Origin of the sequence: Paraburkholderia eburnea (assembly GCF_002917095.1) — a bacterium.
In the GTDB taxonomy this organism is placed as follows: Bacteria; Pseudomonadota; Gammaproteobacteria; order Burkholderiales; family Burkholderiaceae; genus Paraburkholderia; species Paraburkholderia eburnea.
In genome coordinates, this window is record NZ_PQGA01000006.1 from 123,939 (window position 1) to 140,007 (window position 16,069).

Below are 16,069 nucleotides of genomic sequence, written 5' to 3' on the forward strand. Positions count from 1 at the left end.
AGGCATCCGGACGGCCGCGCTTCAGTCAAGCGCGTTGAAAAGATCGTCAAGTGCCTGCAGATCGCTGTCGGTTGCGCTCGCTGCGGTCACGTCATTGCGCGTGGGCGCGTCGAGCGCCGCCGCGAGTGCCGAGGGCGTCGCATACTCGAACAACAGCGCGAGTTCGAGCTTGCGGCCAAGCTGCTGCGCCAGACGCGTGTTGACGCGCACCGCCACCAGCGAGTGACCGCCCAGCGCGAAGAAGTCGTCGTGCGCGCCGACGCGCTCCACGCCCAGCACCTCGCCGAACACCTGCGCGATCGTCGCTTCGAGTCCCGCAGCCGGCTCGGTCCACGCGCTCTCCCGTGCCTGTCCGACCTCGATCTGCGCCAGCTTCTGACGGTCGAGCTTGCCGTTCGCGGTGCGCGGCAGCGCTTCCACGCCATGCAGCGACGCCGGGATCATGTACGCGGGCAGCCGCGCGCCCAGCGCCTGACGCCAGCCCGGCGGCATCTCGCCGACCACATAGCCCACGAGCCGCGCATCGGCGCTGCCCGGTGCGCCGGGCAGCAGCGCGACCGCCGCGTCGAGCACGCCTTCGCAGGCACGCAGCGCTTCCTCGATCTCGCCCAGCTCGATCCGGTAGCCGCGCAGTTTCACCTGCTGGTCGATCCGGCCCAGGCACTCGAACGCGCCATCGGCCCGTTCGCGCGCGAGGTCGCCGGTTCGGTACATGCGGGCGCCCGGCGCGCCGTCGGGATCGGGCACGAAGCGCTCGGCGCTCAGACCCGGCCGGCCCAGATAACCGCGCGCGAGATTGTCCCCGCCGATGCACAGCTCGCCGATGCCGCCCGTCGGCGTCCATTGCCCGCTCGCATCGATCACGCGCAGCGCGTTCGCATGAAGCGCGTGGCCGATGGTGAGCGCGCCCTGCGCCGTCATATGGGCGCGGCTCGACCAGATCGTCGTTTCGGTCGGGCCGTAGAGATTCCACAGATCGACGCCCAAGCCCAGCAGTTGCGCGCACAGATCCGGCGGCAGCGCCTCGCCGCCCGCGATGCCGGTGAGTCGGCGTCCCGCAGCGACACCGCGCCAGCCCGCTTCGAGCAGCAAACGCCAGCCGCTGGGCGTGGCCTGCAGCAGCGTCGCGCCGCTCGTGTCGATCAGATGCGCGAGCGCCTCGCCATCGGCGGCGACGCGCGCATCGGCAAGCTCGAGCGTCGCGCCCGTCATCAGCGGCAGGCAAAACTCCAGCAGCGAGATATCGAACGATGCCGTCGTGACCGACAGCAGCACGTCGTCGGCGCCGATGCCGGGGGCCTCGCGCACGCTGCACAGGAAGCGGTCGAGCGCGCCGTGCGAAACGGCCACGCCCTTCGGCCGCCCGGTCGAACCGGACGTGTAGATCACGTAGGCGAGCTGCACGTCATGGACGGCCCGCGCTTCGGGAAGCGGTTCTACAAGCGCCGGGGCGGCGCGCACGTCGTCGGGCGAACCCGCGTCGATCACCGTGCGCGCGTCGAGGCCCCCGCCCAGCCGGGCGATGCCCTGCGCGTCGGTGACGATGCGCGTGATGCCCGCGTCGTCGAGCATGTAGCGCAGACGCTCGACCGGGAACTCGGGATCGAGCGGCACATAGGCCGCGCCGCTGCGCATCACGCCGAGCATGCTGGCGATCAGCGCGGGCGCACGCGTGAGGCACACGGCGACGCGCTCCTCGCGCGCCACGCCGCTCGCGCGCAATCTGGCGTCGATGGCGGCGCTCCAGCGCGCAAGCGTCGCGAAATCGATCGACGTGCCGTTGTGGCGCAGCGCGACGCGCGCCGGGGTGCGCGCGGCCTGCTGCTCGAAGCGCGCGTACAAGGGCTGGAAGCCGGCGTCATGCGACGGTCCCGGCAGCGGCGCAGCCGTGCGCACGCTCAATTCGCCAACGTAGCGCGCCGTCTGCGCGGTATCGGCGAGTTGTTCGAGCACCGTGCGGTACTGCGCATGCAGCGCCTGCACCTGCGCGCGTTCGAGACGGCGGCTGTCCCAGCCCCATTGCAGCTCGATCTGCTTCGTCGGCAACACGGTCAGCGTGAGCGGATAGTGCGTACGCTCGACCGTTTCGATGCGCTCGACGCGCAGCGCCGCCGGTTCGCGGCCCGAACCCGACGCCAGCGGATAGTTCTCGAACACGATCAGGCTGTCGAACAGCGCGTCGCCGCTGCGGCCCGACCATTGCTGCAGCGACGTGAGCGGCGTGTGCTCGACGTCGCGCAGCGCGACGTTGTAAGCCTGCAAGCCGCCGAGCCAGTCGTCCACGCGCGCCGCGCCCGGCACGCCGGTCACGACCGGCAGGCTGTTGATGAACAGGCCGATCATGTTGTCCGCGCCCGGCAGCGAGGCCGGACGCCCCGACACCGTCACGCCGAACGCGACCGAGCGCTTGCCGCTCAGGCGCGCGAGCACGACGGCCCACGCCCCCTGCATCAGCGTATTGAGCGTCACGCGGTAGTGCTGCGCGGCGCGGCGCAGGCGCGCATCGAGCGCAACGTCCAGTGTGTACGCGATCTTTTGCGGCACGAGCGCCCCCGCCTCGCGCGGCGCGGCCAGGCTGCCGGTGAGCGTGCCCGCGTCGGCGCCTTCGGCCAGACGTTCGAGCCACCAGTCGCGCGCATCGGGCTGCTTCGCAAGCCATTCGATATAGCGTCGATACGGTTGCGCCGGCGCCCTGACCTCGACATCGGCGCGCGCGTAGTCGTCGAACACTTCGGACAACAGACGAGCGCCGCTCCAGCCGTCGGTGAGCACGTGATGATGCGTGCGCACCAGATCGAACGCGCCGTCCGGACGGCGGAATACGTTCACGCGCATGAGCGGCGCACGCGACGGATCGACACCCTCGGCAAGATCGGCGGCGCGCCAGGTCGCGAGGCGCGCGTCGTAATCGACGACATCGCGCCAGTCGTGGACCGCGAACGGCAGCACCGCATCGCGCTCGACGATTTGCAGCGCCGTGCCGCCATGACGCCACTCGAAGCGCGTGCGCAGCACGTCGTGACGCGCGAGCGCCGCCTGCCAGACCGCGCGCAGCCTGTCCGCATCCAGCTCGCCGCGCAACGTGAGCTGCAACTGGTTCACATACACGCCCTGGCCCTGCTGACGCTCGCTGTGATAGAGCAAGCCTTGCTGCAATGGCGTCGCCGGATAAATATCGGCGACATTGCCGAGCTTGAGATCGAGCGCACTCAACTGCGCCTGGTTCAGCCCCGAGAGCGGGAAATCGGCGGCCGTCGCGCCCGGCGGCGCCGCGACGCAATGCGCGAGCAGCGCATGCACATGACGCTCGAAAGCCTCGATCAGCCGATCGACCGTGGCGCGATCGAGGCGCGCGGGATCGAAACGCCAGCGCAGCACGAGGCTCTCCCCGGCGATCAGGCCGTTCAGATCGAGCGCGTAATCGACGCGCGCGTCGTCGCTGAGATTGCGCCCCGCGCTTTGCGTACTGAAGCCAAAGCGCGAATCGGCGTCGATCGCCTGATCGAAGCGGCCCAGATAGTTGAAGCTCACGGCCGGGCGGCGGCGCGTGCGCTCCGCTTCCAGCAGCCCCCAGTGGAAGCCCTTGTGCGGCACCGCGCGCATGCGCTCCTTGACGCCGATGAGCGCGTCGGCCGGCATGGCCGCGTGCGCGGGCAGCACCACCGGGAAGCGCGTCGTGAACCAGCCCACCGTGCGGCTCAGATCGATGCCGTCGATCAGGTCCTCGCGGCCGTGACCTTCGAGTTCCACCGCGAGCGTGCGTGCGCCGCTCCACTCGCCGACCGCCTGGGCGAGCGCGGCGAGCAGCAATTCATCGACGCGCGTGCGCCAGGCGCGCGGCGCAAGCTGGATGAGTTCGCGCGTGCGCTGCGGGTCCAGCTTCCATTCGACGACGACGCTGTCGGCCATGCGCGTGCCCGACGGGACGCCGAACGCGGCCTCTTCGGGCGTTGCGGCGTCCGGGCCTTCGGGCGCGCCGAGCGCGTCACGCCACCACGCCGCTTCGGCCTGGATGGCGGGCGCGGCGCCGTATCGATGCAGCGCGTGCGCCCACGCGCCCCACGCGGTCGAAGATGCACCGAGCGCGATCGTCTCGCCGCGTTCGGCCTGCTCATAGGCGCTTTGCAGTTCTTCGAGCAGGATGCGCCACGAAACGCCATCGACCGCGAGGTGATGGATCGCGATCAGGAGCCAGCTTTGTTCGCCTGCCTCGAAACAACCGACGCGCCAGATCGGGCCGCGCGTAAGGTCGAGGCTCGCCTGGAGCGCGTCGCCTGCGGCGCTCAGCGCGTCGGGCGACGCCAGGGTCTGCTGGTGGATCAGGCCGGTTTCCTGCGCGCGGGCATCGGCGGCGCTCAGCGTGCGTTGGCGCCAGTGGCCGCCTTCCTGCGAGAAGCGCAGCCGCAGCGCGTCATGACGCTCGCGCAGCGCGGCGACGGCCTGCTCAAGCGCGGCCACGCTCAGACGGCCATGCACGTCGAGCAGCACCGACTGGTTCCAGTGCGCTTCGCCGTGCGGATAGTGCTCGAAGAAGCGCCGCTGGATCGGCGTGAGGTCGAATGATTCGGCGTGATCGACCGTTGCCGTTTGTTCGTCGCCGACGCGCTGGGCGCGTTGGGCAAGCGCCGATACCGTCGGATGCTCGAACACCTGGCGCGGCGTGAGCACGAGGCCCGCTTCACGCGCGCGCGCGATGATCTGCAAGCTCTGGATCGAATCCCCGCCCACTTCGAAGAAGTTGTCCGTGACGCCAATGTCGTCGCGGCCCAGCACCATTTGCCAGATCGACAGCAGCGCCGCTTCGGTGGCGTTCGTCGCCGCGATGCGCTCGCCCGTCGGCTCCTGCGGCTGCGGCAGCGCCTTGCGGTCGAGCTTGCCGTTCGGCATCACCGGCAGTTTGTCGAGCACCGTCAGGCTCGACGGCACCATGTAACCCGGCAGGCGGCTTTCGAGTTCGCGTTGCAGCGTCGCGATATCGACCTTGCCCGCCACGTAACCCGCCAGGCGCTGCTTTTCGCCCGCGCCATGGACGATGACCGCCGCTTCGCGCACGCCCGCGCAGTGACGCAGCACCGCCTCGATTTCGCCGAGTTCGATGCGCTGGCCGCGCAGCTTCACCTGCTGGTCGAGACGGCCCAGGAATTCCACCGTGCCGTCCGCGCGCATACGGCACAGATCGCCGCTGCGATATTGACGCGATCCCGGCACGCCGGACGGATCGGGCACGAAGCGCTCGGCGGTCAGCGCCGCGCGACCCAGATAGCCGCGCGAGACCGTCGGCCCGCCAATGCACAATTCGCCGAGACCGCCTGCGGGCGCTTCATCGCCGAATGCGTCGATCACGCGCGCGCTGCGCCCCGGATACGGCTTGCCGATAGGCACGGTGACCTGCTTCGTGTCGTCGATGGTCGTTTCGCGGTACAGCGCCGCAACTGTGGTTTCGGTCGGGCCGTAGAGGTTGTCCAGGCGGATATCCGCGAGCGCACTTTCCTTCCAGTGCCGCAGGGCATCGCCCGGCAGCGCCTCGCCGCCGACCGTCACCTGACGCAGCGAAAGCGACCCGCGCGCCGGTGCGTGGCGTTGCCACTGCTGCCACAGCGCAGTCGGAATACGCGCGAAGGTCACGCGGCGCTCGCTCAGACGCTCGCTCAGGCTTTGCAGATCCCACGGCTGGATGCCGCGCATTTCGACCGTCGCGCCGACGCGCAGCGCGGGCAGGATTTCGTGCAACGCAACGTCGAAATTGATCGTCGACGAATGCAGCACCGTGTCCTGCGCGCTGATCTGGTAAGTGCTCTGGAAATCTTCCAGGTGCGTCCACAACGAATCGTGGCTCACGGCGACGCCCTTCGGGCGGCCCGTCGAACCGGAGGTGTAGAGCACATAGGCAAGCTGTTCGGGATGGAACGTCACAGCAGGCGCATCACCGGAAACATCGCGCGCAGCATCCACATCCACCACTTCGCAACCGTGCAGCACGTCAGCCAGACGCGCGGCGCTGCGCGCATCGGCGACCACGCGCGTGATGCCCGCGTCTTCGATCATCTGCTCCAGCCGTGCCTGCGGATACTCCGGGTCAAGCGGCACAAACGCGCCGCCCGAACGGATCACGCCGATTAGCGCTGCGATCATCCCGACGCCACGCTCGACACACAGCCCAACGCGTGTTTCCGCGCGCACGCCACGCGCAACAAGCAGGGAAGCCAGCGCCCCAGACCAGCGCTCCAGTTCCGCGTACGTCAGCGATTGCTGCTCGCACCGCAGCGCCACCGCATCGGGTGAACGCCGCGCCTGCGCCACCAGCGAATCCGCCAGCGAAGCAAACCCATAAACCCGCGCCTCCTGCACCCGTGCCGCTTCCGGCAGCGTCAACTCACCCACCCGCTGCGCGCCATCCTCGATGATGCGAGCCAGCAACGCCTCGTACTGCGCAGCAAGCCGATCGACCGTCGCCCGGTCGATGCGCGCGCCATCCCACGCCCATTCGACCGCCAGCCGCCCGCGCGGAATCACCGAAACCGCCAGCGGATAGTGCGTCGGGTCGACCGAATCGGCGCGCTCGATCGTGAGCGCCGCCGCTCCGGCCGCGTCGTCGCGGCCAATCTCATCGACGGGATAGTTTTCGAACACGAACAGGCTGTCGAACAGCGCATCGGCGCTGCGTCCCGTCCACTGCTGCACGCGCGCAAGCGGCGTGTGCTCGTGCTCACGCAATTCGCCGAACTGGCGCTGCAGGTCACCGAGCCAGTCGGCGACACGCGCCTGCGGCGCCACCTCGACCCACACGGGCAGGCTGTTGACGAACAGCCCCAGCATGTCCGCGACGCCCGGCAGTTGCGCGGGCCGCCCGCCCAGCGTGGTGCCGAACGCAACGCTGCGATGGTTCACATGGCGCGCGATCAACAGCGCCCACGCGCCCTGCATCAGCGTGTTGAGCGTGACGCCGTGCGCGCGCGCGGCGTCGCTCAGCCGCGCGCCCAGATCGCCGCTCAGTTCAACGCGGCGAACGTGCGTGCCCGGCTCGCCGCCCACGCACGGCGGCAGCGCCGCGAGCAGCGTCGCGGGTTCGCCCGCGGCCTGCGCGCGGGCGCGCCACCATGCTTCGCCCTGATCGGCGCTGGCATGACGCTCCAGCCATTCCACGTAGCGCCGGTACGGTTGCGCGGGCGCGAGCGTCGCCGTCGCACCGTCCTTGCGCGCGCGATAGTCGCGCAGGATCTCGTCGAGCAGGCGCACCGTGCTCCAGCCGTCGAGCAGCAGATGGTGGTACGTCCACACGAGATCGGCCACACCGTCTTCGCGCGCGACCAGCGCGACGCGCATCAGCGGCGCGGCATCGGGCGCGCAGCCTGCCGCTAGATCGCGCTCGCGCCACGCCGCCAGCGCGGCTTCGTAATCGCCTTCATGCGAAAAGTCGAGTTCGACATACGGCAGTTCGACGCGGCGCTGGACGATCTGCATCACCGTGCCGCCCTGTCGCCACTCGAAGCGCGTGCGCAGCACGGCATGACGCGCGAGCGCGGCCTGCCACGCCGCCGCCAGCGCCGCACGGTCGAGTGGACCGCGCAACGTCAGACGTAGCTGATTGAGATACGCGTGCCGCTCCGGTTCCGCCAGCACGTGATACAGCAGGCCCGTCTGCAAAGGCGTCGCCGCATAGACGTCCTCGACATGCTCGGGCGTGAGGCCGAGCGAGCGCCACAGCGACATGGAATCGGCCTCGACCGGCCCCGCAGCATCCCGCGCCGCCGACGGCGCGACCTCAAGCGCCACCGCGACGCGGGCCAGACGCTCGACGCTCGGCGCTTCGAAGAGTTGGCGCGGCGTGATGCGCAACCCGGCCTCGGCCGCCTTCGCGACGATCTGCAGGCTGAGGATCGAGTCGCCGCCCGCCACGAAGAAGTTGTCCGTCACGCCAATCGCGTCGCTGCGCAGCACCGTGCGCCAGATCGCGAGCAACGCCGCTTCGGCGGGCGTCTGCGGTTCGCGATGCGTGTGCGCCGCCGCGCCCGCCGTCGGCGCGGGCAGCGCGCGGCGGTCGATCTTGCCCGACGGCGTGAGCGGCAGCGCGTCCAGCACGACCAGCGCGGCGGGCACCATGTATTCGGGCAGTTGGCTGAGCAGATACGCGTTGATCTGCGCGCAATCGAGTCCAGCCTCGCCCGTCACATAACCGACAAGACGGGCCGCGCCGCCATCCGCATTCAGCACCACGACGGCGTCGCGCACGCCCGCGCAGCGGCGCAGCACGGCTTCGATTTCGCCGGGCTCGATGCGATGGCCGCGCAGCTTGATCTGCTGGTCGAGCCGGCCCAGATAGCTCAATCGTGCGTCGCTGCCGACACGGCACAAATCGCCCGTGCGATACATGCGCGCGCCCACGCCGGTCGGGTCCGGCACGAAGCGCTCGGCGGTCTGCGCCGCGCGGCCCAGATAGCCGCGCGCGAGATTCGCCCCGCCGATGCACAGCTCGCCCACACCGCCAGCCGGAACCGGCTCGCCCGCGCGGCCGACGACGCGCAGCGCGTTGTCGGCGAGCGCGTGGCCAAGCGCCACGGGCGCGGCGCGCGTGACGGTATCGGCGGCGGACCAGATGGTCGTTTCGGTCGGGCCGTACATGTTGCGCAGATCCACGCCCGCGTCGAGCAGCGTCGCCGCCAGATCGGGCGGCAGCGCCTCGCCGCCGCACAGGCCCTTGAGCGCGCGGCCACGCCAGCCGCCCGCGAGCAGCAGCTTCCAGCCCGACGGCGTCGCTTGGAACACGGTCGCGCCGCTCTGATCGAGCAAGGCGGCAAGGCGCACGCCGTCGCGCTGGGTTTCGCGGCTCGCCAGTTCGACGCGCGCGCCGACGGTCAGCGGCAGATACAGTTCGAGCAGGGAAATATCGAACGATGCCGAAGTCGCCGCGAGCCAGACGTCATCGCCACGCAGCCCGACGAAGTCGCCGACGCCCGCGAGTAGGCGGTCGAACGCGCCGTGCGTAATCGCCACGCCCTTCGGCTTGCCGGTCGAGCCGGACGTGTAGATCACATAGGCGAGGCGCGTTTCCTCAATCGTGTCGAGGGACTCGATGGCGTCGTCGGCGCCTGCGCGCAGCGCGTTCGCGTCCAGCACCGTGCGCTGCGCGAGCGCGCCGCCGAGTGTCGCGCGGCCGTCATCATCGGCGATCACGTAGTCGATCTTCGCGTCGTCGAGCATCGCCACGAGGCGTTCGGCCGGATAGTCGGGATCGAGCGGCACGAACGCCGCCCCCGAACGCAACACGCCAAGGCAGGCTGCGAGCAAGGCGGGCGAGCGGCCCACGCACACGCCCACGCGGGCTTCGGCGCCCACCCCGGCGCGTCGCAGCGACGTGCCGATGCGCGCGGCCCACGCCGCGAGTTCGCCGTAGCGCACCGCGTCGCCGTCGCAGACGAGCGCGAGCGCGCCGGGCTGCTGCCGCGCGACGCGCGCAAAGCGCGCATGCACCGCTTCATAGCGATGCGCGGGCAGCGGCCCCGCCACCGACGCGCTGTCGTCGAACACGAACGACGCGACACGCGTGTCCTCGGCCCGGCTCCATTGTTCGAGCAGTGCGGCAAGCTGCTGCGTCATGCGCCCGGCCGTCGCCGCGTCGAACACATCGCGCGCGTAGGTGAGCGTCATGCGCAGCGCCCCATCGGCCTGCTCGACCAGGTTCAGCACCAGATCGAACTGCGCTTCCGCGCCCTCTTCGCCACGCGCGCGCAGTTGCAGATCGGGGCCGAGATCGGCGTCGAAGACATGCGATTGCTGCTGGTTGACCATGACCTGGAACAGCGGCGTCTGCGAGAGATCGCGCTCGGGCTGCAAGGCATCGACGACATTGGCGAACGCAACATCCTGATGCGCGTACGCTTCGAGCAGGCGTTCGCGCACCTGCTCGACGAGTTCCGCCGCGCGCGTCATGCCGCTGACCTGGGTGCGCAGCACGACCGTATTGACGAAGAAGCCGACGAGACGCATCGCACCCGGCAGATCGCGATGCGCGACCGGCACGCCGATGCGGATATCGGCCTCGCCCGTGTGGCGATGCAGCAGCGCATTGAAGGCCGCGATCGCGGTCATGAAGAGTGTCGCGCGGCGCGCCTGCGCCTGGGTTTTCAGCGCGCCGACCACCGGTGCCGCCAACGTCACGCTCACGCGCGCGCCCGCACTGTTGCGCGCTCCCGTGCGCACGCGGTCCACCGGCAGCGCGAGCGGCGCGCTCGCGCCCGCGAGGCGCGTCTTCCAGTAGTCGAGCTGGCGCTGCGCGCCGCCGTTCGCGAGCTTGTCGGCCTGCGCGCGCACGACTGCGTGCCAGGCCGCGTCGTTGCTGTCGGCCAGCGCGGTGGTTGGCGCCTCGGCGTGCGCGCGATAGGCGCTGACGAAATCGGCGAGCAGCACGCCGATCGACCAGTCATCGGCGATCAGGTGGTGCATCACGAACTGCAGGACGTGCAGGTCCGCCCGCACGCGGATCAGCGCGACGCGCAGCGGCGCGGCGTTCAGCAGATCGAACGGTTGCGCAAGCAACTTGTCGAGCAGCGCGTCGAGCGGACCGTCGTGCGCGGCGGCGTCCACGTCATGCAGATCGCAGCGCGCCGCGCTTTGGATCGTGAGATGCGGCACGCCGCCCGTTTCGGCGAAGCGCATACGCAGCGCGGCATGACGCGCCACCAGCGCGTCGAGCGCCGCCTGCAGCGCCGCGCGGTCCAGCGTGCCCTCCAGATCGAGCGCGCCGTTGACGTGATACGCCGCGCTTTGCGGGTCGAGCTTCCAGAGGAACCACAGACGCTGCTGACCCGCGCTGAGCGGGAGCGTGTCTGCTTCGCTCCCGTCCTGGAGATCGGCAATATCGGTCACATCGGCAATATCGGCCACATTCGCAGCCTTCACCGCTGCGGCGAAATCGCCGAGCACCGGGTAATCGAACAACGCGCGCAGATCGGGCGCCGCGCCGAATTTCGCGCGCACGGCCGCGAGCACGCGCACCGCGAGCAGCGAATGTCCGCCGAGCGCAAAGAAGTCATCGTCCGCGCCCACGCGCGGCACTTCCAGCACCTGCTGCCAGATGGCCGCGAGCGTGCGCTCGACGGCGTCACGCGGTTCGACGAAAGCGCTTTGCGCGGCGTCGGCTTCGGTGGGCGCAGTCGGAGCAGGCAATGCGCGGCGATCGAGCTTGCCGTTGGTCGTCATCGGCAGGCTGTCGAGCACCAGCAGGCGCGACGGCACCATATGTGCAGGCAGCGCAGCACGCGCATACGCGCGCACCGCTTCGACGGTAAGCGGCGCGCCCGCCGCCGCCACGACCCACGCGACCAGTTGCTGATCGCGCACCTCCACCACCGCCGCGCGCACGCCGGCCTGCGCGCGCAGCGCCGCCTCGACTTCGCCCGCTTCGATGCGGAAGCCGCGCACCTTCAACTGGCTGTCGTTGCGGCCCAGATAGTCGATGTCGCCGTCGGCCAGACGCCGTGCGACGTCGCCCGAGCGATAGCGGCGCGCGCCCGGCTCGCCATAGGGATCGGGCACGAAGCGCTCGGCGGTCAGCGCCGGGCGGCCCAGATAGCCGCGCGCCAGGCCCGCTCCGCCCACATAGAGTTCACCGACCGCACCCGCAGGCACCGGCCGCCCCGCGCCGTCGAGCACCTGCAGCGAGAGATCGGCGAGCGGCGCGCCGATCACGCTCGGCGCCGCGCCCGCGAAGATGTCCTCGCGCCGCAGCTTGCGCAGCGTCACGTGGACCGTGGTTTCGGTGATGCCGTACATGTTGACGAGCGCGGGCGCGTCCAGCGACTGCGCCTCGCGTGCCGAAAGCCAGCGCGCCAGCGCCGACGGTTCGAGCTTTTCGCCGCCGAAGATCACGTAGCGCAGCGAATCGAGCGCATCGAGCGCGCGGCCGCCGGCGATTTGCGTCGCGTCGTAGTCGCTCAGCGCGTCGAACGCCGACGGCGTCTGGTTCAGCACCGTCACGCGCGTGTCGCGCATCAGGCGATGCAGCCGCGCGGGGTCGCGCGCCACGTCCTGCGGCACGATCACGAGCCTGCCGCCGTGCACCAGCGCGCCAAACAACTCCCATACCGAAAAGTCGAACGCGTAGGAATGGAACAGCGTCCAGACGTCCTGCGCGGAGAAAGCAAAATCCGGTGCCGTCGCGTCGAACAGGCGCGCCAGATTCTCCTGCGTGACGCCGACACCCTTCGGCTGTCCGGTCGAGCCGGACGTGTAGATCACGTAGGCGAGTTGCCGGGGATCGACGGCAGGAGAATCGAACGAAGCGTCGGCGGCGTCGAACGTTTCATCGACGCACGGCACGGCCAGATGCCTGACATTGGGCAACATCGTCGAGAACCGCGCGGTTTGTGCGGCGTCGCAGAGCACGAGCGAGATGCCCGCATCGTCGGCGATGTAACGCAGGCGTTCGTCGGGATAGGCGGGATCGAGCGGCACGTAGGCCGCACCCGCGCGCAGCACGCCGAGCAACGTCGCCACCAGCGCGGGCGAGCGCCCCATCGCCACGCCGATGCGCGCTTCGCGCGTGCGGCCCGCGCAGGAGCGCACGCACAGGTTGGCGATCCGCGCGGACCAGGCATCGAGCGCTGCGTAGCTGAGCGCCGTCATGTCGCCGTTATCGGCGGGGTACAGCAGCGCGATCGCGTCAGGCTGCGCGCGCGTGATGGCGGCCAGGCGCGCGCTCACCGGCTCGAATGCGTAGGCCGTGTGTGGCGGCGTGGGCGGCGTGTCCGTGCGCAGCGCGATATCGGCGAGACGCAATGGCTGGGGCTGCGGTTGCGCCTGTGTTGCGCCAACGCCATCGGCGAGCTGTTCGAGCATCGCGTGGAACTGGCGCGCGAGCCGTTCGACCGTTGCGCGCGACATGCGCCGCGCGTCGTGACGCCATTTGAGCGCCAGGCCATCGCCAGCGGCGCGGCCCGGCGTCACGATCAGCGTCAGCGGGTAATGCGTGCTGTCCACGGTCTCGACCGCGCGCACGTCGAAGGCGCTCTGACCGGCTTGCAGCGCGTCGTCGAGCGGATAGTTCTCGAACACGATCAGGCTGTCGAACAGCCCTTCGCCCGCGACGCCCGCCCATTGCTGGAGTTTCGCAAGCGGCGTGTGCGCGGCGTCCTGCAGCGCCACGGTCTGCGCGTGGATCGTGCGTAGCCAGGCGGCGGGCGCGGCACCGGGTTCGACATCGACCCACAGCGGCAGGCTGTTGATGAAAAGGCCGACGATCGATTCGGCATCGGCGAGATCGGCGGGACGGCCCGATACCGTTGCGCCGAACACCACCTGCGTACGTCCCGCGAAGCGCGCGAGCACCATTGCCCATGCGGCTTGCACCACCGTGTTGAGCGTCACGCGCGCGTCCTGCGCGGCGCGTGCGAGGTGCGCCTGGAGTGCGGGCGCGAGCGATTCGATCAGCATCGGCCCGGCGCTCGGGACCGACGACGCATCGGCTGCGCGCAGATCCGGACCGAGCGCATCGGCCAGACGCGCGGGATCGTCGCGCGTGGCGAGCCGCTGGGTCCAGAACGCCTGCGTGTCTCGCTGACCGGCCAGCCATTGCACATAGCGCGAGTACGGCGCGGCGGCGGTCTGCGCGGGCGTCTCGCCGCGCGAGAGCGCTTCATAGGCGCGCGCGACTTCGGCCAGCACCTGCGCGCTCGACCAGCCGTCGGTGAGCGCGTGGTGATGCGTCCAGACCAGCTCGTGCGCGCCATCGGGACGCGCGAACAGATCGACGCGCATGAGCGGCGCGCGCGCGGCGTCGAAGCCGGTTTCGACGAACGTGCGGCACGCGGCGTTGACGCTATCGGCATTCGCCGCATCCAGTGTGTGAACCGCAAACGGCACATCCGCCGTGCGTTCGACGATTTGCAGCGGCTCGCCCTCGGCGGGCCAGACGAAGCGCGTGCGCAGCACGGCATGACGCGCGGCCACGTGCTGCCACGCGGCGCGCATCGCCGCGACATCGAGCGTGCCGGGCGCGCGCGCGACGAGCGTGAGACGCATCTGCCCGACGTAAAGGCCCGGCTGGCCTTCCAGCATGCCGTGGAACAGCAGGCCTTGCTGCATCGGCGTGGCCGGGTAGATGGCCTCCACCGTCCGCGCCGCGTCGGCGGCAAGACCGGCGCGCGCGAGCAGCGAGGCATCGGGCGTGGCCGTCTCGTTCGTTGTGTTCGCCGCAGCCGTCTCAACCGTCGCCACGGCGGCCGCAGCGCGCGGCGCAGCGGGGGCCGCGCTCTGCGCCACGCGCGCCGCGCCTTCCACGGTCGGGTTGTCGAACATCTGGCGTGGCGTCAGGCGCAGACCGGCACGGCGGGCCTTCGCGATCACCTGGAGGCTCAGGATCGAGTCCCCGCCGACTTCGAAGAAGTTATCCGTCACGCCGATCGTCTCGCGCTTCAACACCTCGCGCCACACCGCGAGCAGCGTGCGCTCGTTGTCGTTGCGCGCTTGCACGATGGCAGGCGCCGCCGCGCGGCCCGTGTCTTCGGCACGTTCGAGCGGCCAGGGCAGCGCCGCGCGATCGACCTTGCCGTTCGCGGTGAGCGGCAGCGCGGCCAGCACGCCGATGGCCGTCGGCACCATGTAGTCGGGCAATTCGGCGGCGAGCTGGGCGCGCAGCGCCTCGCTGTCGAGCGGCGTTTGCGCGGTCACATAGCCGATCAGACGCAGCGCGCCCGCTTCTTCGTTTTGATCGTCGCCTCGATCCTCACCGTCCCGGCGCGCGACCACGACCGCGTCGCGCACGCCGTCGAGCAGGCGCAGGCGCGCGGCCACTTCCTCCGGTTCGACGCGGTAGCCGCGAATCTTCACCTGATCGTCGAGTCGGCCAAGAAACGCGAATTCGCCGCCTGGCAATTGCTTGACCTTGTCGCCCGTGCGGTAGAGGCGTGCGCCGCCGCCGCGCGGATCGGGCACGAAGCGTTCGGCGGTGAGCGCGGCGCGGTTCAGATAGCCGCTCGCGAGACTGTCGCCGCCGATGCACAGTTCGCCCGCGACGCCGCGCGGCACCGGATTGCCGTCCTTGTTGAGCACCGCTGCGCGCACATGCGCGAGCGGCGTGCCAAGCGGCAGCGTCGCGCTCCGGCTCTCGCCGCCATGGCGCGTCAGCACGCCGACGGTCGTTTCGGTCGGGCCGTAGTGATTCATCACGACGCATTCGGGGCGCAGCGCGGCAATGCGCGCGGCGAGCCGCGTCGCCGCAGGCTCGCCGCCCACGACGACGCAGCGGCGCGGCAGCACGGCCTCGGGGCGCGCGGCCTGCATCAGCGCGTCCAGGTGGCTCGGCACGATCTTGAGCAGATCGACCTGACGCGTTTCCATGAAGGCGGCGAAGGCGTCGGGGTCGGCGGCGATCTGCGCATCGACGAGGTGCAGCGTCCAGCCGTTCCACAGCGCGCCGAACAGCGCGGTGTGGCCGAGGTCGGCCGCGGGCGTCGACAGATACGCCGCGCTGCGCACGTCGGCGGGCACGCGCGCGCTCACGCTGCCCAGGTACGCGCTGAGCGCGGCGTGGCCGATTTCCACGCCCTTCGGACGCCCCGTGGAGCCGGACGTGTAGATCACATACGCGGGCCATTGAACGAGATTCTCAGCATCGGCCAGGGCTTCGTCGCTCTGCGCGCCTTCGCGCCACGCTTGCGGCGCGAGCGTGCGCACGCCGTCGGGCAGCCAGGCGGGCGGCGTATCGGCCAGCAACACGCGCGCGCCGCAGTCTTCGGCCTGCCAGCGCAGGCGCGCGGCGGGCAAAGCGGGATCGAGCGGCACGTAGCACGCGCGCAAACGCCAGATGGCGAGAATGCCCGCGACCAGCGCGGTCTCGCGCGGCAGCGCCAGCGCCACCCGAGTGCCCGCGCCCACGCCCTCTTCGCGCAGCGCCGAGGCGAGACGCCCCGACCACGCCCACAGCGTGGCCCAGTCGAGCGTTTCGTGCGCATCGGCCACGGCGCTTGCCTGCGGCGTCGCGCGGACCGCTTCCTGAACGCGAATGAGAAGAGCTTCGGTTTTCAGCTTGTTCGATTCCATGTTGCCTCGTCCGGTTCACTACTGCCGATGTCGC

At 70.5% G+C, this 16,069-nt stretch carries 1 protein-coding gene; it reads right to left on the bottom strand.

Annotated elements, in window-relative coordinates; genetic code table 11:
• Positions 1 to 21: 21 nt before the first annotated feature.
• Positions 22 to 16,035: a non-ribosomal peptide synthetase gene (locus B0G62_RS14140; RefSeq protein ID WP_103704825.1), complete on the bottom strand. Its 16,014-nt coding sequence runs from the start codon at positions 16,033 to 16,035 to the stop codon at positions 22 to 24.
• Positions 16,036 to 16,069 lie beyond the last annotated feature (34 nt).